The sequence below is a fragment of the Pelorhabdus sp. sgz311001 genome (genome assembly GCF_055901755.1).
Genome location: NZ_JBVXUT010000001.1, coordinates 1,052,358 through 1,073,459 on the forward strand (window position 1 = coordinate 1,052,358; position 21,102 = coordinate 1,073,459).

At 44.5% G+C, this 21,102-nt stretch carries 18 protein-coding genes; all 18 read right to left on the reverse strand.

The genetic code is table 11. The annotated features are described in order from the left end of the window. Window positions 1-114: 114 nt before the first annotated feature. Complete coding sequence (locus AC0MXB_RS05450) at window positions 115-540, reverse strand: MOSC domain-containing protein (protein ID WP_474038746.1); 426 nt, start codon at window positions 538-540, stop codon at window positions 115-117. 38 nt (window positions 541-578) lie between these two features. Then, entirely contained in the window at window positions 579-1,553 is a 975-nt protein-coding gene (moaA, locus tag AC0MXB_RS05455; RefSeq protein WP_474038595.1) for a GTP 3',8-cyclase MoaA, read from the reverse strand. A 30-nt stretch (window positions 1,554-1,583) separates the two neighbouring features. Next, window positions 1,584-2,240, reverse strand: a complete 657-nt coding sequence (locus AC0MXB_RS05460) for a response regulator transcription factor (protein WP_474038596.1) — start codon at window positions 2,238-2,240, stop codon at window positions 1,584-1,586. After that, window positions 2,218-3,288 carry a sensor histidine kinase gene (locus AC0MXB_RS05465; protein ID WP_474038597.1) on the reverse strand — a complete coding sequence of 357 codons (1,071 nt, stop codon included), beginning with the start codon at window positions 3,286-3,288 and terminating at the stop codon, window positions 2,218-2,220. The genes AC0MXB_RS05460 and AC0MXB_RS05465 overlap by 23 nt, the downstream gene beginning before the upstream one ends. 16 nt (window positions 3,289-3,304) lie before the next feature. Beyond that, complete coding sequence (locus AC0MXB_RS05470) at window positions 3,305-3,757, reverse strand: GAF domain-containing protein (RefSeq protein WP_474038598.1); 453 nt, start codon at window positions 3,755-3,757, stop codon at window positions 3,305-3,307. Between the two features lie 53 nt (window positions 3,758-3,810). Continuing rightward, entirely contained in the window at window positions 3,811-4,488 is a 678-nt protein-coding gene (gene narI / locus AC0MXB_RS05475; RefSeq protein ID WP_474038599.1) for a respiratory nitrate reductase subunit gamma, read from the reverse strand. Further along, window positions 4,485-5,018, reverse strand: a complete 534-nt coding sequence (gene narJ, locus AC0MXB_RS05480; RefSeq protein WP_474038600.1) for a nitrate reductase molybdenum cofactor assembly chaperone — start codon at window positions 5,016-5,018, stop codon at window positions 4,485-4,487. Before narJ ends, narI begins: the two co-directional genes overlap by 4 nt. Continuing rightward, complete coding sequence (gene narH / locus AC0MXB_RS05485) at window positions 5,011-6,474, reverse strand: nitrate reductase subunit beta (protein ID WP_474038601.1); 1,464 nt, start codon at window positions 6,472-6,474, stop codon at window positions 5,011-5,013. Before narH ends, narJ begins: the two co-directional genes overlap by 8 nt. Further along, window positions 6,464-10,150, reverse strand: a complete 3,687-nt coding sequence (locus AC0MXB_RS05490) for a nitrate reductase subunit alpha (RefSeq protein WP_474038602.1) — start codon at window positions 10,148-10,150, stop codon at window positions 6,464-6,466. The genes narH and AC0MXB_RS05490 overlap by 11 nt, the downstream gene beginning before the upstream one ends. A gap of 15 nt (window positions 10,151-10,165) precedes the next feature. Next, on the reverse strand, window positions 10,166-11,464 hold the full coding sequence (locus AC0MXB_RS05495; protein WP_474038603.1) for an MFS transporter: 1,299 nt from the start codon (window positions 11,462-11,464) through the stop codon (window positions 10,166-10,168). Between the two features lie 166 nt (window positions 11,465-11,630). Next, window positions 11,631-12,851, reverse strand: coding sequence for a tyrosine--tRNA ligase (gene tyrS / locus AC0MXB_RS05500; RefSeq protein WP_474038604.1), 1,221 nt, complete (start codon window positions 12,849-12,851; stop codon window positions 11,631-11,633). Window positions 12,852-12,970: 119 nt separating this feature from the next. Next, a complete protein-coding gene (locus AC0MXB_RS05505) occupies window positions 12,971-13,297 on the reverse strand; it encodes a DUF1904 family protein (protein WP_474038605.1) in 327 nt (108 codons plus the stop codon). A 14-nt stretch (window positions 13,298-13,311) separates the two neighbouring features. Beyond that, on the reverse strand, window positions 13,312-14,388 hold the full coding sequence (locus AC0MXB_RS05510) for a S1C family serine protease (protein ID WP_474038606.1): 1,077 nt from the start codon (window positions 14,386-14,388) through the stop codon (window positions 13,312-13,314). Window positions 14,389-14,538: 150 nt separating this feature from the next. After that, on the reverse strand, window positions 14,539-14,811 hold the full coding sequence (gene hfq, locus AC0MXB_RS05515) for an RNA chaperone Hfq (RefSeq protein WP_474038607.1): 273 nt from the start codon (window positions 14,809-14,811) through the stop codon (window positions 14,539-14,541). A 36-nt stretch (window positions 14,812-14,847) separates the two neighbouring features. Further along, a complete protein-coding gene (gene miaA / locus AC0MXB_RS05520) occupies window positions 14,848-15,789 on the reverse strand; it encodes a tRNA (adenosine(37)-N6)-dimethylallyltransferase MiaA (RefSeq protein WP_474038608.1) in 942 nt (313 codons plus the stop codon). Beyond that, complete coding sequence (locus AC0MXB_RS05525; protein WP_474038609.1) at window positions 15,790-16,578, reverse strand: class I SAM-dependent methyltransferase; 789 nt, start codon at window positions 16,576-16,578, stop codon at window positions 15,790-15,792. 33 nt (window positions 16,579-16,611) lie between these two features. Next, complete coding sequence (gene mutL, locus AC0MXB_RS05530; RefSeq protein ID WP_474038610.1) at window positions 16,612-18,495, reverse strand: DNA mismatch repair endonuclease MutL; 1,884 nt, start codon at window positions 18,493-18,495, stop codon at window positions 16,612-16,614. Further along, a complete protein-coding gene (mutS, locus tag AC0MXB_RS05535; protein WP_474038611.1) occupies window positions 18,496-21,090 on the reverse strand; it encodes a DNA mismatch repair protein MutS in 2,595 nt (864 codons plus the stop codon). It abuts the gene before it with no gap. Window positions 21,091-21,102: the final 12 nt, after the last annotated feature.

Below are 21,102 nucleotides of genomic sequence, written 5' to 3' on the forward strand. Positions count from 1 at the left end.
CCTATCAATTCAATGTTACAACCTTCGAATGGCTTGCTTGTTTCTTCCCTGTGGCTCCCCAAAACTCCTGCTACATAAAAAAGAAAGCGCTTTGGCTAAACCAAGCGCTTTCGCTTATTCCATAATATCAATGCTATCACCTGATTGAATCGATCCTGCCTGGACCACCTTGGCAAAAATACCTTCACGCGGCATTACACAATCGCCAGTCTGTTGCCGGATAGCACAACCACTATGACACTCTTTGCCAATCTGCGTAACTTCAAGTACAGCATTGCCAATTTTTAGGCAAGTTCCAATCGGCAATGTATAAAGACAAATTCCTTCTGTTGTAATATTTTCGGCAAAAACACCGGGAGAAAGATGGTGTCCGATCACAGCTTCTACTTTGGCAATACTTTCCCGCCCTAATAAACTTACTTGTCTATGCCAATTGCCACCGTGCGCATCGCCTTCGAGTCCATGATCCATTTTAAAGAAACCTTTCAGAATAGGTTTTTTAACAACGCCTTTTTTAGTGCTGCAATTTACGGCAATCACTGTAGCCAAAAACTCACCTCTTTCAAAAAACAGTCCCCTTAACCGCCGATTTGATACATCATGCGTCGATTATTTTTTCCCCAGCCAGACTGCATTTCATGTCTTAATGGTTTCTTGCGAATTGCCAGGCGAAATCGCTCAGCTAGATCCTGATCTTGTGCGCCCTGACGCAGCTCTGTCAAAAGATCAACCTCACCTTTAGCGAAAAGACAGCTCCGTAATTTTCCATCAGCTGTAAGGCGCAGGCGATTACACTCGGCACAAAAATGTTCACTTAATGCCCCAATGAAACCGATCGTTCCTTGGCCACCGCGTAAACGGACATATTCAGCAGGGCCGCTGCCCGTAACCTCAGCAAAAGGATCAAGCGTATAATGCTGTGCTAAAATTTGCTTCATGTCTCCAATTGAAACAGTTTTTTCTTGATCATAAAAAGTAAGATTGCCAATCGGCATACATTCGATAAAGCGAACATGTAGTGGCATTTTGTGAGCAAAGGCGGCAAAATCAAGAAGCTCATCATCATTAAAGCCGCGCAAAACGACTGTGTTGATTTTGGTTGGAGATAAGCCGATTTGAATGGACTGTTCAATTGCCGCTAATACCTTGTGAAGCTCATCCTGTCCCGTCATATAAGAAAACCGTTCGGGACGAAACGTATCTAAACTAAAATTTACTCTGTTTAAACCAACTGCCTTAAGCTCTTTGGCTTGCTCAGTAAAAAAAACGCCATTCGTTGTCACCGAAACATCTTCAATTTGAGGAATTCGATGGATATCATAAATAATTGCGGCAAGATCTTGCCGCAATAACGGCTCCCCACCAGTGAACCGAATACTGCGAATTCCTTGCTTAGCAGCAATCGCGGCGAAACGCACAATTTCTTGATGCGTCATACTCTTTTTTTGTCTTATAAATTCGTTGTCAGGCCGACAATAGCGGCAGTTCAGATTACAGTTCTCCGTAACAGAAATTCGCAAATAATGAATCGCCCTGCCATAGCGATCAAGCATATTAGCGCCCCACCCTTCATATATAAAACTTCAACTCTCTAAATCTAAAAGCCCTTTTTTAAGTGCATATTTTACGAGTTCGGGTCTTGTTTTCAAATGAAGTTTTTCCATGATCTTTGCTTTATAAGCCTCTACTGTTTTCACGGAAAGGCACAATTTTTCGGCAATTTCCTTATTGCCGTAGCCCATAGCCACAAGCCGGAGAGTTTGTTGTTCCCGATCACTTAATAAATTAAGCGATTCAAAGGTTTCGCTTTTTTTCCCTCGCTGCAAAAAATCTTCAATCAAACACTTAGCCGCTGAGGGATATAGATAGGATTCGCCCTTGGAGACAGAACGAATGGCGCGAATTACGTCAAAATCAAGCGCTGTTTTTAAAATATAGCCCGCAGCTCCAGCTTTTAAAGATTGGAACAAATATTCTTCATCATCATGCATGGTTAAAATCAGCACACGAATGGCTGGAGCCGCTTCTCGAATACGCGCCGTAGCGACAAGGCCATTTTCTCCCGGCGGCATCCTCAAATCCATTAGAACTACCTGAGGCTGTAGTTTAAGCGCTGCAGCAACGGCTTCTTGTCCGTCAGCCGCTTCCCCAACGACCTCCATATCGTCCTGCGAATTAATCATCATAGCCAGGCCAGCACGCACAACAGCATGATCATCAGCAATCAATACGCGAATCATTGTATTTTTCCCTTCCCTCTGCTAAAGGTATGGTAACCTGAATCGTTGTACCTTTGCCCAGCTCAGTTTTTAGCACAAAGCGTCCGCCCACTAGTTCTGCTCTTTCTTGCATGCTGTAAAGTCCTAAGCCAGTTCCCTGAATCGTAACATTTTCTAATGAAAATCCCCGTCCATCATCTTGAATGATAAGTTGCACGACCTCTGACGCATCTTGAAACTCAAGAAATAGTTGATCTACATTGGCATATTTAGCGGCATTCAACATGGCTTCTTGGGCAATACGATACAAGGCTGTTTCGATGGCCGGATCATAGCGCTTTTCTGCCGCGTTAATATTCAGCTCTGTTACTATACCGTAGGTTTGTTCAAATTGTTTGGCGAAAGAACGCAAGGCTGCAGTCAGACCCCAATCATCGAGCGAACAAGGGCGTAAATCAACAGCAATATGCTGCACCTCATGAAGCGCTTGAACAGCTAACTCTTTCGTCATAGCAAACTGAGACTGTTGGTTTGCCCGAACACCCCCAGCATGTTCCAGCGTATTCAGGCCAACAATTAAGCTATAGATCGTCTGACCAACGCCATCATGTAAATCCCGCGATACTCGCTTTCTTTCCAACTCCTGGGCTTGCATCATATAGCGAGTGATCTTGCGCTGAAAATATTCTTCTTCTTGCTCTTGATATTTTGTTACATCACGAAAAACTACAACAAGAGAGTTTCCTATTTCCGTTATTAAACGAGTGGCGCTAGCTGATAAACAAAGAATCTGGCCATTCTTATCCCGCAGCCGCCACGAGAATGCAGGCGTACTTTCCATAGTAGCAAAACAGTTCCGGCAAGCAGTAAATTCGTGACTTGTCGCCATTCCTTGGCACAACTCGCTCAATTTCAAAGGCTTTAACAGTTCGTCAGTTGAATATCCCGTTAATTGACAGGCTGCAGAATTACAATCAGTAATAAACCCTTGCGAATCAACTAGCACAACCGCATCGGTTAATTGAGAAAATAGATGTTTCCAAAATGCATCTGATCTTGCGTCTTCCATGAACAAAGCCTCCGTACTAAAAACCCTGCACCGCATACTGGGTGAAAAGAGCTTCTAATTCTTTTGCGTACCTTTGCGTCAAAGAAATTTCTTTTATAGTTAGATTCCAATCACTGCGATAGCCGATGAGTAAAACGCCGTGCACTCTTTTATCGATATATACAGGCACTCCTAAAGCTGTGCGAAGTTGTTCCGCATATAAGATAGGATATTCGCGAGGATCGTCATGTGGCATTGGCTGATAATTCACTACTTGCGTCGGGCGGCCCGAAAGAAGTACTTTGCCTGCAATTCCTTTGCCGCTATGAAGTACAATACGGCGAAAGCGTTCATTTTGATTGCCTACAGCATATTTCCAACGAATCACGCCTTGAACCGGCTCTTGGCAAGCAAGTGCTGAAAAATCAGCCCTTGCTTCGCTTCTTGTATTGTTTAATAAAGTTATAATTTTTTCTTCCAATTGGTTCATAGGGGGATGCTCCAAGCCATTAAAATTTATCGGCCAAGCCCGCTTTTCTTGCATCATCGACGCCAGTACTGAATATAAGCTCGCTGTAAGTATTCAACAGGTAGGCTCCAGACATGAACAAGACGCGTGAAAGGCCACAAAGCGAAAATAAAAAATCCTGCTAAAATGTGCAACTTAAATATCCATGGTACAGAAGACATAAGGGTGCTATCAGGGCAAAAGATAAAGAGACTTCGAAACCATGGCGCAATTGTTTGACGATAATCAAAATGGCTCGCATCAAATAAATTGCTAAAAGTAGCGCCTATACCTAGTAAAATCTCACCTAGCAACAGCAAAACGATCAGGCGATCGCTAACCGAACTTACCGCTAAAATTCGATCATTCCCAAAGCGACGCAAAGCAAGTAAAACCATTCCGGCAAAAGCAATCAAACCTACCGGGCCGCCGCCGTAGATAGCGCCTTGATGATACAATTCATTGGAAATACCAATTCCGTCAAAAAAAGCTTTTGGAACTAGAAGCCCGGCAATATGACCGCCTAATACCGCTACAATTCCAAAATGAAAGAGGAAACTTCCCCATTTCAATTTTTTCTGTTCTAATAGCTGACTTGATTGGGCTGTCCAGCCTAAGGGGTCAGAGCTATAACGATAGATATGACCTACTACAAACAAAGTCAAAGCGATATAGGGATATAAGATCCATAAGAATTGTTCTACAAAATTCATAAAACACCTCCTACAGGCAATGTTGTATCCGTTTTCTCTAAAGCGATCACTAGAGCTGCGAATAATTCTTTGTAAAAACTTTTCGCTTCTGCCAAGCGCTGATATAGCAGCTCAATTGCACCTTGTACCAACTGTAAAGCTTCCTTCGCTTTACTTTCTTCAGCGGCGCAGCAAAATTCCAATAGGGCCGGTAAATAGTCTGGCAGTTCCGTCTCGTCTAAGGCCAAGCCGGACTGTAGATAAATATTTTTTAAAGCAGTAAGTACTTCGATTCGTTTTCGCTCATCACCAAATAACAAGGCAGTGAGATACAAACTTGTTTGTTCATTAAAATCGAAAGTGCTCACATAATTTGCCGCAAGTTCGTCTGTTTGAAACGCTTGACAAGCTTGTAAAAAAACAAACAAATTTTTCGAAACTTCGCTGTCGGTTAGACTTGCAGCTTCCTGCGCGGTTTTTCTAAATATTTCGCCTCGCCCCTCAGGATACTGCAACAAGGGGATAATCAGCGCCAACGCTGCTTTATCCACGGCGTCCACCTCCTTGCATATTCTGACAGAAGCCACAGCTTCCCTGTTGCTCATAGAGTGATGCGCTGCTTTCTTCTCGTTTAGCTGTTGGCACAACAAAACGATCCTCATATTTCGCAATAGCCAAAAGTCGATATAAAGGCTCGATATCCTCAACTTTTAAATCGGCAGCGCGAAGCAGCTCTTGATCGACAGGCTCCTGCAAAGAAATAGAACGCATCGCTGAACGCATGGCTAAAAGCTTGCTTAACGCGCTCTCCACAGCTGTGAGATTGCCGCCTGTTAATAATTGCGCAAGATAGGTCATGGGAATCCGCATAGCGGAGAGTTCGGCAAAAAAGGCCGGTGATGCGTCTTGTTCGTGATGTAGGGCACTTACAATCGGACTGAGCGGTGGAATGTACCAAACCATCGGCAAAGTCCGAAACTCTGGATGCAGCGGTAAAGCCACGCCATAGCGGACGGCTAAATCATAAACGGGTGATTTTTGTGCAGCCTTCAGCCAGTCTTCCCGAATTCCCGCCTCTCTTGCCGCTTTAATAATCGCGGGAACGGTCGGATCAAGGAAAATGTTTTTCTGCGCTTCATAAAGCTGCTCATCTGATTTTAAAGCAGCAGCTTGTACTTGATCGGCGTCATAGAGAATTACGCCAAGATAGCGAACCCGACCGGAACATGTTTCTGAACAAATCGTTGGCTGGCCATTTTCAATGCGAGGAAAACAAAAAATACATTTTTCCGCTTTATAGGTCTTCCAATTGAAATAAACCTTTTTATAAGGGCAGCCGGAAATACATAAGCGCCAACTGCGGCAAGCAGTCTGATCTACCAGAACAATTCCGTCTTCTTCCCGTTTATAAATGGCACCGGAGGGGCAGGAAGCGACGCAGCCAGGATTGAGACAATGCTCGCACAAACGCGGTAAGTAGGCCATAAAAGTTTCTTCAAATTCAAAGCGAATTTTTTCCTGCAATTTCTTGACGATTGGATCACTGGGGCCAGTAAACGGAGTCCCGGCCAAATCATCATCCCAGTTCGGGCCTTGCGTAAGATTCATTTTCTGACCGGTAATAACCGATTCCGGTCTAGCTACAGGTTGGTGACGCTTGGATCCGCTATGAATCAGTGAATCATAGTTGTAAGTCCATGGTTCATAGTAATCTTCTAGTGTAGGCAGATCGAGGTTATAAAATAGCCGAAACAGTAGTTTTTGCAAACGACCGCCGCTCTTTAAAGCCAGGCTGCCGTTTTTTAGTTCCCAGCCGCCTTGATACTTCTCTTGATCTGCCCACGCTTTTGGATAACCTTCGCCTGGCCTCGTTTCTACGTTATTAAACCACATATATTCGGCGCCGCGGCGATTTGTCCAGGTATTTTTGCAAGTTACGCTACAAGTATGACAACCAATGCACTTATCTAAATTGATAACCATGGCAATTTGCGCTTTAATCTTCAAGCCAAGCGACCTCCTTTAACTTGCGGACAGCTACATAAATATCCCGCTGATTGCCGATGGGGCCATAGTAGTTAAAACCGTAACTCAGTTGGCCGTAGCCGCCAATACATTGTGTTGGTTTCACATGAATCCGCGTGGGACTATTGTGCGTACCGCCCCGTTCCCCCGTAATCACCGACCCGGGAACATTAATATGCCGATCCTGCGCATGGTACATATAGAGAGTGCCTCGCGGCATGCGATGACTGATTACAGCTCTAGCTGCCACCACGCCATTGCGGTTATATACTTCTACCCAATCATTGTCAGCTAAACCGGCTTTCGCAGCGTCCTGATGATTCAGCCAGACATGGGGCCCCCCGCGGAATAACGTCAACATATGGAGATTATCTTGATAGGTGCTGTGAATATTCCATTTGCCATGGGGAGTGAGATAGCGCAGAACGATTTCTTCTTTTGCTTGTTCTGGTTTCTTTTCTAAATCAGAAAAGACTAGCGGCGATAATGTTGGTTTATATACAGGTAAAGCTTCGCCGAACTCTAAGATGATTTCATGGTCTAGATAAAAATGTTGTCTTCCTGTAAGTGTGCGAAACGGCATAAGCCGTTCGATGCTTGTCGTAAAAGGCGAATACCGTTTATTGCCTTCATTGGAACCAGTGAATACAGGCGTGGGAATGACCTTGCGCGGCTGCGCTGTAATATCATCAAAGGTGATCTTTTCACCAGCTCGTCCAGCGCTGATATCATGAAGCGTAACACCAGTCTTTTTCTCTCCGTCCGCCCAAGCTTTCGTGGCCAAATCGCCATTGGTAGCACTTGATAAAGCTAGAATCGTATCAGCCGCCTTGCGAGCTGTAGATAAGTCAGGTCGGCCCAGCGCCGCTCCTGGCAAAGTAATTTCGCCGCTGGACTTTTTCAATTCGGCTACTGCTTCTTTCGCCGAGTAGGAAATTCCATGAGCCCCTAAAGCGTTTTTCTCAACTAATGGCCCTAATGAAATGAATTTATGGTAAACCTCTTTGTAATCCCGCTCGACTAGCACCAGATTAGGCATGGTTTTGCCGGGAATGGCCTCCACTTCTCCCTTGCTCCAATCCTGTACCTTTCCCAGCGGTTGAGCAATTTCTCCCGGTGAATCGTGCATAAGCGGTACGGCAACGAGATCTTTGATTGCCTCCGGTACATACTCTTTGGCCATAGCAGAAAAAGTCTTGGCTAAATTCTTAAAAATATCCCAATCGGACTGGGCTTCCCAGGGCGGATTAATTGCCGGATTAAAGGGATGGACAAAAGGATGCATATCCGTACTGCTCAAATCGGTCTTTTCATACCAAGTGGCGGCAGGCAGCACAATATCAGAGTACAGCGCCGTACCAGCCATACGAAAATCAAGATCAATTAGTAAATCGAGCTTCCCTTCCTCGGCATTCTCCCAAGCGATTTCTTCCGGTTTCATCCTTTCATTCGGCTCTGCTAATAAGCCGTGGGATGCTCCCAGTAAATGTTTTAGAAAATATTCATGACCTTTGCCGGAACTCGAAATCAAATTAGAACGCCAGACAAAAAGTCCCCGCGGAAAATTCTCTTTTTGATTGGGATTTTCCACAGCAAAATGAAGTTTTTTGCTTTTCAAAGCATCTACGGTATATTTTATAATGTCTTCATTTGACTTAGCGCCCTGCTGCTGCGCTTCTTGCACAAGGTGCAGTGAATTTTTATCAAATTGCGGATAAGAGGGTAGCCAGCCAAGCCGCGCCGCTAAGACGTTGTAGTCGGCAGGATGGCGATAGCGCGTTTTTTCTACCGCAGCAGACTTAAGCGTATCCATACCGTGCGTTTCATACTGCCATTGATTGGTAGCAAAGTAATAAAACGAAGTAGCATTTTGCAATCGAGGCGACATCGACCAATCGCGAGCAAAGGCAATCGTTCCCCATCCTTCAATGGGACGGCATTTTTCCTGCCCGACATAATGGGCCCACCCGCCGCCATTGACGCCTTGCGATCCTGTCAAAATAACGAGATTCAATATAGCGCGATAAATCGTATCACCATTAAACCAGTGATTAATACCCGCCCCCATGATGATCATGGAACGACCTTTCGTAACGGCGGCATTTTTAGCAAATTCCTGAGCAATTTGAATGACTAGCTCAGGATCAATACCCGTATGTTCTTGCTGCCAAGCAGGCGTATAAGGAGCAGTTTCATAATAATTTTGGGGGTAATTTCCCGCCAGACCGCGATCAATGCCGTATTGAGCCAACATAAGATCATAGACAGTTGTAACAGTCAGTTCTTTTTGACCAATGCGAATCCTTTTTGCCGGAACAGCACGCTGAAATAAAGTCGACTCATAAGAGGAAAACTCCGGAAATTCTACGAAAACGGTTGTATCTTCAGCTCCTAATAAGGTAAGCCGCGGTGCAATCTTTTCACCTGCTTCATCTTCCAGTTTCAAATTCCACTGACCGTTACCATCCCAGCGTTGACCTATTGTACCTTTCGGCACAACAGCCTTCTTGGTGTTATCATCCCAAATAAGCGGTTTCCACTCACTATGCTTATCAGCTTTATCAAAGTCGCTTTCCCGTAAAAACCGCCCTAGTCCGTAGGTTTGATCTGATTTCTCTTCTAGTAGAATAAGAAAAGGTAAATCCGTAAACTGCTTGGCGTAATCTAAGAAATAAGCTTCTTGTCGCTCTACATAAAACTCTTTTAAAATAACATGCGTCATGGCCTGCGCCAAAGCGGCGTCAGAACCAGGCTGCACGGCGAGCCAATGATCGGCAAACTTTACGTTTTCCGCATAATCAGGACTTACCGCTACCACTTTCGTGCCCTTATAGCGCACCTCCGTCATAAAATGGGCGTCAGGCGTCCGAGTTAAAGGAATATTGGAACCCCACATCATCAAATACCCCGCATTATACCAGTCGCCGCTTTCCGGCACATCCGTTTGTTCCCCCCATACCTGCGGCGATGCTGGCGGCAAATCGGCATACCAGTCATAAAAACTAAGCATTGGTGCGCCAACTAGCGATAAAAACCTTGCCCCTGCTGCATAGCTGACCATAGACATAGCTGGAATTGGCGTAAATCCGGCTAAACGGTCAGGCCCATAGGTTTGGATCGTATAAAGCATCATAGCGCTAATCAGTTCATTTACTTCTTCCCAAGAAGAACGTAAAAAACCGCCTTTGCCACGAGCGGACTTATAGGTTTTACTTTTATTAGGATCTTCAACAATCGATTGCCAGGCTGCAATCAGATTTCCGGTGTTTTTTTCTTTGGCTTCGCGCCATAAGGCTAGCAGTTGGCGACGAATATAGGGATACTTCACCCGCAACGGACTATAAACGTACCAAGAAAAGCTAGCACCGCGCGGACAGCCGCGTGGCTCAAACTCCGGCATGTCAGGACCAGTAGAAGGATAATTAGTTTGTTGATTCTCCCAGGTAATTAAGCCATTTTTCACAAAAACCTTCCAACTACAAGAGCCTGTACAGTTTACGCCATGGGTTGTGCGCACTTCTTTGTCGTACTGCCAGCGCTGTCGGTAAAGCTCTTCGCTGCTGCGATCTTTCGCTTCCTCCTGAGACCAACCGCCATTATATTTGGCGATTTCTTTGAAAAATGTAAGCTTTTTCTTTAAAGGATGTCCGTCTTGCATAATTTCGCCTCCTTATTAACAGCATACTTTCGCATTTTTGCGACTGTAAAAATACCAGATAACAAATAAACTAACGATATAAGCGCCAATAAACAGATACAGCGCGCTATCAGCTGATCCTGTCATTTTCATGGATAAACCAAAGGCCTGCGGCACAAAGTAAGCGCCATAAGCCGCAACTGCTGATACAAAGCCAATAGCCGGAGCGGCGTCTTTTGTCGTAAAAATCTTAGGCAGCATCCCAAAAGCCGAACCGCTGGAAATTCCGGTCATTACAAATAAGATGAGCGCTGTAAGAAAGAAAAATAAGAAATGCTCTATGTGCATAAAGTAAATGACAGCAAAGGTTGCGCCAATCATCACCGCAATGGACCAAAAAGTTACTTTGGCCCCGCCAAAACGGTCAGCGGCCCAACCGCCGATGGGACGAAATAAAGCGCCAACAAGCGGCCCAAGAAAAGCATATTTTAATGGATCAATCCCGGCAAATTGAATTTTAATCAATAAGGGAAATACGGCTGCGTAGCCGATGAAAGAACCAAAGGCCATCGTATAGATAAAGCTCATAATAAAAGTATGTTTATTTTGAAAAATGACGAGTTGTTCTTTTACTGAAGCCTTGGCCGTCTCTAAATTATTCATGCCGAAATATGCTGCAACGGTTGTGAGGAGAATGGGAATGACCCAGATAAACGCAGCATTTTGCAGCCAAATAGTCTTCGTAATTCCTTCCTTAACAAAGGTTTGCGGCTGGCCGCCAAGTAAGCCTGTGGTAATAATTAATGGGACAAGAAACTGCATGACGCTAACCCCTAAATTTCCTAAGCCACCGTTAATTCCTAAGGCCGTTCCCCGCTGTTTTTTCGGAAAAAAAGAATTAATGTTTCCCATAGAAGAAGCAAAATTACCGCCGCCAAAACCACATAAAATAGCAAGTATAACCATCGTCGTATAGCTTGTAGTGGGATCTTGTACAGCAAATCCAATTCCGACAGCTGGAATCAACAGCGACGCTGTACTTACGATTGTCCAATTTCGACCGCCAAAAACCGGTACGGCAAAAGCATAAAAAATCCGCAGCGTTGCTCCGGAAAACCCCGGCAAAGCGGCTAAGCTGAATAGCTGATCACTTGTAAAATGAAATCCAACACTGTTCAAATTGACAGCTACAGCCGACCATAACATCCAAATACAAAATGATAATAATAAAGCCGTTACGGAAATCCACAAATTTCTTGACGCAATCTTCTTCCCCTGTTGATTCCAAAAGTCGGGATCTTCAGGATTCCATACCTTCAACTTATAAGTTGACACAATAGCAAATCCTCCTTAAAATAATTAGTATTCAAATTCATTGTAATATTTTGCCGAATAAAAGTATTGCAGGGAATTCCCTCGATCTTCCGCGGAAATTCCCTGCAAATTCTCATAAAAAAGAAGCTGCGCTAAATGGCAGCTTCTTGTCGTTTTACTTTTTTTGTTAACCTTCGATCACAATACGGTGATAGGATTTTTTCCCTTTGCGAATCAATACACTCTGTTCTGTCAACAGATCCGCTGTGAGCACAAAATCAAGATCGGTTACCTTTTGATCCCCTACGTAGAGTCCACCTTGCTGCATCAGCCGGCGTCCTTCCCCTTTTGTTGCTACAATACCTGTGCTTGCCAAAATATCAAGCAGCTTCGTACCAAGTAAAGCGGCAGTAATCGTCACAGTCGGCGCATTATCAAGCGCCCCTTGGCCACCGAAAAGAGCTTCTGCCGCCTGTTGGGCTTTCTCGGCCTCAGCTTCGCCATGAACAAGCTTTGTTACTTCAAAAGCAAGTGCCTTTTTGGCCACATTGATTTCCTTATCGCGCAAAGCGCCAAGACGTCTTACTTCATCCATCGGTAAGAACGTGAGTAGCGACAGGCATTTTTCTACATCGGCATCATCTACATTACGCCAGTACTGGTAAAAATCATAAGGCGATGTTTTTTCCGGATCAAGCCAGAGTGCGCCGTTTTCAGTTTTACCCATTTTTTTGCCATCGCTCTTGGTTAAAAGGGTAAAAGTTAAGCCATAGGCAGGCTTGCTTTCTTTTCGACGGATCAGATCAGCGCCTGCTAAAATATTAGACCATTGGTCATCGCCGCCCATTTGCATTACGCAGTTGCAACGATGATTCAGTTCCAAAAAGTCATAGGCTTGCATCAACATATAATTAAATTCAAGAAAGGAAAGACCTTTTTCTAAACGTTGCTTAAAACACTCAGCTGTCAGCATGCGGTTTACAGAGAAATGAGCGCCAATATCGCGCAGCATTTCGACATAATTGAGTTCTAAGAGCCAGTCGGCATTGTTCATCATTAAAGCTTTACCATCGCTAAAATCAATAAAACGGGCCATTTGCTTTTTAAATTGTTCCCCATTATGACGAATGGTTTCCTTAGTCATCATTTTTCGCATATCAGTTTTACCAGACGGGTCGCCAACCATAGCCGTACCGCCGCCAATTAGGCAGACCGGACGATGACCATGCTGCTGCATATGAGCCATAACCATCATTCCGAGAAAATGTCCCACATGCAAACTATCTGCTGTGGGGTCAAAACCAATATAAAAAGTAATTTTTTCTTCTGCTAACAGTTTTGTAATTTCTTCTTCGTGGGTTAGTTGTTGCACATAACCCCGCTCTTTTAGTATATCAAGTACAGACATAATTTAAGAACCTCACCTTTATCCAGAATCAACACATTATTTTTAATATAGCGGAATAGGCGAAAAATGTCAACTCAGTAAGGAAACCCGGAAGCGCTTCAGCAGCTTCCGGGTTCGCTTTAATAATGATTTCCCTGCTCATAATAATTTACTTCTGAAAGCTCGACAAAATAAACCTCAATTTGGTCATAGCCAGCTTGTCGAAGGTGTTTATCAATCGCCTGAGCTGCCAAATCCTGAATCTCTTGCCCTCTAGCAAACCAATTCACCTGCACTAGGGGATTCCCTTTGGCAATTTCCCCATCGACAATCCGTGTTGTATGACAATAATCCAAGGTAAAATAGTCGCGAGGGCAACCAATAATTGACGTTAACTCGTCCACAAGCGGACGGCTAATCTTTTTTAATTCATCTATTTCGATACAGCGAAATAAAAGTTGTGGCATAAAATACTCCTCTCTTAACCAGGCATTTCCTGAACCGTTATTTTCATAGTCCGCTGGCGTCCATTTCGCTCTACGGTGAGCGTCACTTCACTGCCGACGGGAACTGCATCAAGGGCTGTTCTTAAGTCAGCTACTGAATTGACTTCTGTTCCATTAATTTTGGTAATGAGATCGCCCTCTTGCATGCCGCCTTGGGCAGCAGGGCCATTTTTTTCAAGCCGAGCCACATATACGCCATGATCAAGCTCTACGGACAACCCATAGCGCGCTGCGGAATTTTGATCCACAATACCAATGCCAAGATAGGCTCTTGATACTTTGCCTTTATCAACAAGAGACTCCAGAATGGGTCGTACCGAATTGATCGGAATGGAGAAACCCATCCCTTCTACGCCATTTGCTGATATTTTTGCACTATTGATGCCGATGACTTCACCATCGGCATTCACAAGAGCGCCGCCAGAGTTTCCGGGATTAATTGCCGCATCGGTTTGAATCAATTTAAATTTACGGTCTCCCACTTCAATGGTACGATTCAAAGCGCTGATTACACCGACAGTAACACTGCCACGAAATTCAAGACCGAGTGGATTGCCGATGGCAATCGCCGGTTCGCCTACCTGAATGGCATCAGAATTACCAAAGGTGACAGCAGGCAGATTCGCCGCATCTACTTTTACTAAAGCTAAATCTGTAGCCGGATCAGAACCAAGCACCTTGCCGGGAAGCGTACGTCCATCTGTTAGGGAAACTGTAATATCTTGGGCTCCTTCGACAACATGGTAATTTGTCACAATATAGCCGCTAGAATCAAAAATAACGCCAGAACCAACCCCCTGCTCCACAAGAACTTTTTGATCAAAATTATCCCGCATATAGGCTTTATTCGTAATGCCAACGACGGCAGGCCCTACTGATTTTACAGCCTGCACCACATAAGTATTACGAGCGTCAGAAGGGGTTTGACTGACAGCAGGAACATTTGTTAGATTGTTCATTGTCGGCGCTGCCTGTACATAGTTTAAGACAATAGACCCGCCGAGACAAATTCCTAAAACAGGAATAACGCAACGTTTCATCCATGGTTTCATGCTACCTACTCCTTTACTGATAATATGTCATCATAATTTCTTGTGTATTATTATAGGCGAAAAATATGACAAATTGATGACACTAGTAAAAAACAGCAAAAGCCCCAGTCCACGGCGGTCTGAGGCTTGCCTTATAATAAACGAAAACACTTATTGCTGCGGCTGTCTTTCGGCTTTAAAGGCTTCTTTCGTTTCGTCTTTGTGCAGGGAAGTAATCGGTCGGAAGGGTGTGATCGTAGAGATCGCATGCTTATAGACCAACTGCTGTTTGCCTTCGTTTTCGATAATTACGGTAAAGTTATCAAAACCTCTGACTGACCCGCGCAGTTGAAAGCCATTTACAAGATAAATAATGACAGGAACGTTTTCTTTGCGTACTTGATTTAGAAAGCTGTCCTGTAAATTGATTACTTTTGTTGTCATGACGCAACCCCTCCGAAATGTATTTACCTTATTATTCTACTTTAGATTAAACTTTTGTGCAATACGTTGGGAAATCTTTTCCACTAAATGCTCCGTTGTCTGCTTAGTTGGATCAAACCACTCAATGTAAGGCATCTTCCGATACCAAGTAAGCTGACGCTTGGCAAAATGGCGCGTGGTCTGTTGAATCTGCCGCACCATTTCCTCATAAGACAAAGCTCCATCAAGATAAGCAATAACTTCTTTATAGCCAATCGCCTGGAGCGCTTGGCACTCCCGTGGCAGACCTTGCTGCAAAAGTTGGCGTACTTCTTCTACCCAACCGGCTTCGAGCATTGCAGTAACCCGCTCATTAATCCGTGCATATAAGAGTGATCGCTCCATCTGCAGTCCAATGACTATCGCATCATAGCAAAGACTCAATTCTGTTGGTTCATGTTTCTCTGGCGTAGTAATTCCCTGCTCCTGTAAATGATGAATTTCAAGCTGACGAATAATCCGTCGTAAATCATTTGGATGATACCGACTAGCAAGCTGAGGATTCACTGCAGCCAGCAGGGAGAGAACATGTTCATTTCCTTGTTCAGCCGCTAAATCCGTTAAGTATGCGCGATACGCTTCATCACTTGGCGCCTCATGAAACTGATAATTTTCCAGGAGAGCCTTAACATAAAGCCCTGTGCCGCCTGCTAAAATGGGAATTTTTCCGTTATGATTGAGTGTTTCAATATAAAGTGCTGCCTGTTTTTGAAAGTCTACTACAGTATATTCGTCAGCAGGCGCTAATATGTCGATTAAATGATGGGGAATTCCCGCTTTTTCCGACTCTGTCGGCTTCGCCGTACCAATATCAAAACCACGATAAATCAACATGGAGTCGCCAGAAATAATTTCGGTATTAAGTCGTTGTGCCAGCTCAATACTAAGCTTGGTTTTACCTACAGCCGTAGGGCCTAAAATCACAATAAGCCGTTTCACTTATGTCACCGCCTTTTGCCACAAACCATACTGAATGCGACTATAGCGGCCGCCGACAAAATCAGTAAATCCCAGTCGACTAAATTCCTTGCTGCCTCGCGTTTCCTTTAAAACAACACGTTCTTTCGCCACACGCTTAGCTTCAGCTAAGGCCGCTATTGATAAAGGCGAAGGATTCGCCAAAGTACGTAGTGGTTTAAATTGAGAACTTTTCGTGACCGGATGGCGAAACATGGGATCAAAGTAAACTACATCAAAAGAGTTATCAGGCTGACTTTTAAGAAAAGTTTCGTAAGAAGCAGCCTGAACAGTGATCTGGCGCAGTGCCTGCGTAACATCCTGTTCATCAGCTGTAAAATGCTTAAGTCCGTATGTTGTTACAGCAGCTAAAGCCTTTTCGCTTTCTAAGCCTACTACCTGACCAACTGCGCCAAGGGCAAAGCTCGCTACAATCGCATCAGTGGCCAATCCCAGCGTACAATCAAGCAAACGAAGCCCCGACCGCAGATTCATCGCTGTTATCATATGGTCATGATTTCCTTTTTTTAGGTTTTTTATACGTAAATACGCTAAATTCAAATGAAAAGAATGAGCACCTGCCGGAGTATGCAGCACAGGTCCTTCTTTAGTGCAAACAAGTATAGCCGGCGCTTTCAAGAACATTTGTTCGATTGACTCTTTTTCGCGCCGCACAAAAGGAATTTTCCACTCTTTCGCAAGCGATTCAGCCATATCAACTACATCATTATTCGGCCGCTGGCCTGTTGTAATGAAAATATCTGTTACCATCTAACCACCTATTTATCTATTACCGGGGTATCTTTAGGTTCGTTTGAAAAAACGACTTAGATCCTGTGGGGTAAAACGAATCATAGCGGGACGCCCGTGAGGACAGGCATAAGGCAGCTGTGTCTGTACAAGCGAGCCGATGAGAGCCTGCATTTGGCGCATATTGAGTCGTTCGCCAGCCCGAATGGCGCCATGACAAGCGGCAAGCTGCAAGCAGGAATGACGCAATGCTTGCGGTGTGGGCCTTGTATCACTTTCTAACAGCTGCAAAATATCGCGAATATAAGCCTCGGCATAAGCCGAATGAATATCAGCCGGAACTTCTAAGAGACGAATTGTGGCAGGGCCCGCCGCTTCCAGGGAAAATCCAAGTTCATAAAAAAGTCCTTGATAATCAAGAATCAAGTCGGCTTCTACTTCCTGCACATCCAATAATTGCGGCACAAGCAGTTGTTGACTAGGAATCCGATCGGCAGCACTGCTCATTTTATCATAAAGAATGCGTTCATGCGCTGCATGCTGATCAATAATATACAGTCCATCATTGCCTTGGGCAATAATATAGCAGTTATCTACTTGTCCCAGTGGATAGAGTTCACCGGAAAAATCACTGCCTTCAGCCGCCGGGAGCGAATCAGCAACCGCTGCCGTCTGTGAAGCACGTTCTGCCTCCCTAGCAACTACTCCGATAGCCGCTGTTTCCTGCGAAAAGAAATCCTGCTCTTGCAGCGCCTGCCGCGCTTCGTCAAAGGAAACAGCAGCGGGGGCATCATGATAGGGCTGCCAATTCTCGCCAAAGCTTTCGCGAACTTCACTCCTGTGAGGAATAGCAGCAATATTTTCAAAGGAAATTTGTTGGATTTTTTCCGTGCTGTGCTGTGACATTTCTGGCACACTGGCTGCGGACGCTATGAGCGAGCCTGGATTCAATAAAACTGATTTTACGGCACGATATAATGCCTGATAAATCAACTGATCATTGCTAAATTTAATTTCCGCTTTTTGCGGATGTACATTAACATCCACTGTTTCTGGTGAAATTTTCAAAGATAAAACAGCTAGCGGATAGCCTGATTTTGGCAAAAGTGAGTGATAGGCATTGTCAAGTGCTTTAGCCATCATCCGATTTTGAATGACTCGCTCATTAACAATGAAGGTTTGCCACGACCGCGTTCCTTTGATGAGATTTGGTTTCGCTACAATCCCGGTAATTTCAATCCCTTCATAAGCAAAATCCACTGTCAAAATATCAGGAACAATCTTATGACCATAAAGACTCGCCGCCGCATCAGACAGTTTGCCTGTTCCCGGCGTTGATAAAACAAGTCGCTGTTGATTAATCAGCTTAAACGACACCTGCGGATGGGACAATGCAAGTTTGCCGACAATATCATGAATCTGCGAGCTTTCTGTTGCTACGGTCTTTAAAAATTTACGTCTGGCCGGCGTGTTAAAAAATAAATCTTTTATTATGACTGAGGTGCCGACAGAGGTTCCCGCTTCGATGACGTCAAGCAGCTGTCCACCGGAAATCTCAACTTTTGTGCCGAGTTCATCGCCAGGTCGTCTGGTGAGCAGCGTAAAATTAGAAACCGCGGCAATACTCGGTAAAGCTTCGCCGCGAAAACCGAGTGATGTAAGCTGCGATAGATCATCAGCAGAACGAATTTTACTTGTAGCATGACGCAAAATAGCGAGACGGGCGTTTTCTTGGCTCATCCCGCGCCCGTTGTCGGTAATACGGATGAATTCCGTGCCGCCTGCTTTAATTTCTACTTCAATGATAGTACTTTGGGCGTCAAGGGAGTTTTCGATCAACTCTTTGACAATCGAAGCCGGTCGTTCCACCACTTCTCCTGCCGCAATTTTATTGGCTGTATTTTCATCGAGAATTCGTACAACCGTTTCTTCCTGCATTTAGCGCCCCACCTCCTCCTTGGCCTGATTCTGTAGCTGATATAAGCGGTTTAAGGCTTCGATCGGCGTAAGGGACATGACATCAACAGCCAAAAGCTCTTCTATCACGGCTTGCGAAAAAAGATCTAAGACAGGCGCCGCTGCCTCTTTTATTTTCTTTGGCGGTTCTTCGGCGACAAAAGCCATTTCAGGTCGGCACTGTTCAATATCATTTAAAATCTCCTCAGCACGTGCAATCAGTTTTTTAGGCAGTCCGGCTAGCTGAGCTACATGAATTCCATAACTCTTATCAGCGCCGCCAGCAATAATGCGCCGTAGAAAAATAACATCTTTTCCCCGCTCTTTTACAGCAATGGAATAATTCTTTAGTCGCGGCGACGCTTCCGCTAGTCTAGTCAGTTCATGATAATGCGTAGCAAATAGCGTAAAGGCTTGGATCTTTTCTTCCATGAATTCAATCACGGAACGAGCAATACTCATACCATCATAAGTGCTTGTCCCCCGACCAATTTCATCAAGAATCACTAAACTGTTCTTCGTAGCATGGCTTAAAATATGAGCCACTTCACTCATTTCAACCATAAAAGTACTTTGGCCTGTAGCTAAATCATCACTCGCACCGACACGAGTGAAAATACGGTCAACAGGATAAATTTGCGCCGATGCCGCCGGTATAAAACTACCCGCTTGAGCCATAAGAGTAAGCAACGCTACTTGCCGCATATAAGTTGATTTCCCAGCCATATTGGGCCCTGTTAAGATAATCATTTCATGATCACGGTGGTTCAGCTTAGTATCATTAGGAACAAACATTTCCCCGCGCAATAACCGTTCAACAACAGGATGTCGTCCATCTTGAATGACAATTTGCTTTTCTTTCGATAAAGCTGGTCTTATATATTGATAACGGTGCGCCGCTTCAGCAAAGCTAGCCAGGGTATCACAGGCGGCAATCAGTCTGGCTGAAAGCTGCATAGCCGGAATATACGCTTTAATTTGTTCACGGATTTCGCAAAAAAGCTCATACTCAATCTGCACAATCTTTTCTTGCGCGCCAAGAACTTTTGATTCGTATTCCTTCAGCTCAGGTGTAATATAGCGCTCGGCATTTGCCAAAGTCTGCTTGCGCATATACGTAGGTGGTACAAGTGCCGACTGGGCGCGGCTTACTTCAATATAGTAACCAAAAACTTTATTATAGCCAATTTTTAAAGTTTTGATTCCAGTGACTTCTTTTTCTCTTGTTTCAACATCTTGAATCCACTGACGATTATCTTTTGCCAAAAGACGCAACGCATCAAGTTCTTCATGATAGCCGCTTCGTATCATCGCGCCTTCCCGTACGGAAAACGGCGGCTCATCGACAATAGCCGCTGCCAGCAGCGCCGCCAGTGATTCGTGCAGATCCAGCTGTTCATAAATTTGAATAAGCAGCGACGACCTCGTACGAGCCAATAAATTTTTCAAGTCAGGCAATGCCGCCAACGAGGCGCCAAGGGCCTTTAAGTCCCTCGCATTGGCTGTGCCAACCTCAATCCGTGTCAAAATTCTTTCAAAATCGTAAATATTTTGCAACGCTTCACGCAGTTCTAGCCGTAAAGCCGCTTCTTCGATAAATTCGGCTACCGCATCTTGCCGTTCCATAATTTTTTCTCGTTGCACCAGGGGATATTCGAGCCAACGTTTTAATAGACGCCCGCCCATAGCCGTCTGCGTGAAATCAAGGACGGAAAGCAACGTGCCTTTTTTTCCGCCTTCTTTCATATTGCGCGTAATTTCTAGATTGCGTAACGTCGAGGCGTCAAGAATTAAATGAGCCGATAATTCATATTGTGTCAGACGATTTACATGAGAACAATCATTTTTCAGCGTGTGATGCAAATAAGCTAGTAAATATTCTACCGCCTCGAGTGCCGTTCGATCAGCCGGGTGTTCTTCTACGGTAAAATGCTGCGTAACAAAAGGACAGCCTGTCGTATCAGCAGCTTGAAAGGACGATGCCGTGCAACCTGTCAGACGATCTTGCATAAAAGCTCGTACTTGCTTCTCTTCTAACAAAGAACTGGCGAAAATAACTTCTGAAGGCATTAGACGATAGAGAAAGTCAAAACAGGCAGAATAACGATCATCACTATTGAAGGCCGCCCAGAAACACTCCCCTGTTGATATATCAGCAGCGGCTAAGGCGAGTGTCAAGTCTTTTTCGTAAAGTACAGCCAAATAGTTATTATTTAAATCACTCAGCAAACTTTCCTGCGTCAATGTACCTGCTGTAATAATTTTAGTAACTTCCCGACGAACAATGCCTTTCGCTGCTTTGGGATCCTCCACTTGCTCGCAAATAGCAACTTTATATCCCTTGGCAATTAATTTAGCAATATAATTATCCGCAGCATGGTAAGGAACGCCGCACATGGGAATGCGATTACCGCCTCCGCCATCGCGGCCTGTAAGGGTAATTTCCAGTTCTCTCGAAGCCACTTTCGCATCATCAAAAAACATTTCATAAAAATCGCCAAGGCGAAAAAAAAGAATCTCTTCCTTATGTTGCTCCTTGACGGCAAGATATTGTTCAAGCATTGGTGTATAAGCCATAATGTGTCTCCT

Excerpts from the sequence above, each read along its gene's own strand:
- narI (WP_474038599.1), bottom strand. The coding sequence starts at position 4,488 with ATGAATTTTGTAGAACAATTCTTATGGATCTTATATCCCTATATCGCT.
- AC0MXB_RS05490 (WP_474038602.1), bottom strand. The coding sequence starts at position 10,150 with ATGCAAGACGGACATCCTTTAAAGAAAAAGCTTACATTTTTCAAAGAA.
- AC0MXB_RS05510 (WP_474038606.1), bottom strand. The coding sequence starts at position 14,388 with ATGAAACCATGGATGAAACGTTGCGTTATTCCTGTTTTAGGAATTTGT.
- AC0MXB_RS05470 (WP_474038598.1), bottom strand. The coding sequence starts at position 3,757 with ATGAACCAATTGGAAGAAAAAATTATAACTTTATTAAACAATACAAGA.
- AC0MXB_RS05525 (WP_474038609.1), bottom strand. The coding sequence starts at position 16,578 with ATGGTAACAGATATTTTCATTACAACAGGCCAGCGGCCGAATAATGAT.
- hfq (WP_474038607.1), bottom strand. The coding sequence starts at position 14,811 with ATGACAACAAAAGTAATCAATTTACAGGACAGCTTTCTAAATCAAGTA.
- AC0MXB_RS05460 (WP_474038596.1), bottom strand. The coding sequence starts at position 2,240 with ATGATTCGCGTATTGATTGCTGATGATCATGCTGTTGTGCGTGCTGGC.
- mutS (WP_474038611.1), bottom strand. The coding sequence starts at position 21,090 with ATGGCTTATACACCAATGCTTGAACAATATCTTGCCGTCAAGGAGCAA.
- AC0MXB_RS05505 (WP_474038605.1), bottom strand. The coding sequence starts at position 13,297 with ATGCCACAACTTTTATTTCGCTGTATCGAAATAGATGAATTAAAAAAG.
- AC0MXB_RS05465 (WP_474038597.1), bottom strand. The coding sequence starts at position 3,288 with ATGGAAGACGCAAGATCAGATGCATTTTGGAAACATCTATTTTCTCAA.
- tyrS (WP_474038604.1), bottom strand. The coding sequence starts at position 12,851 with ATGTCTGTACTTGATATACTAAAAGAGCGGGGTTATGTGCAACAACTA.
- moaA (WP_474038595.1), bottom strand. The coding sequence starts at position 1,553 with ATGCTTGATCGCTATGGCAGGGCGATTCATTATTTGCGAATTTCTGTT.
- mutL (WP_474038610.1), bottom strand. The coding sequence starts at position 18,495 with ATGCAGGAAGAAACGGTTGTACGAATTCTCGATGAAAATACAGCCAAT.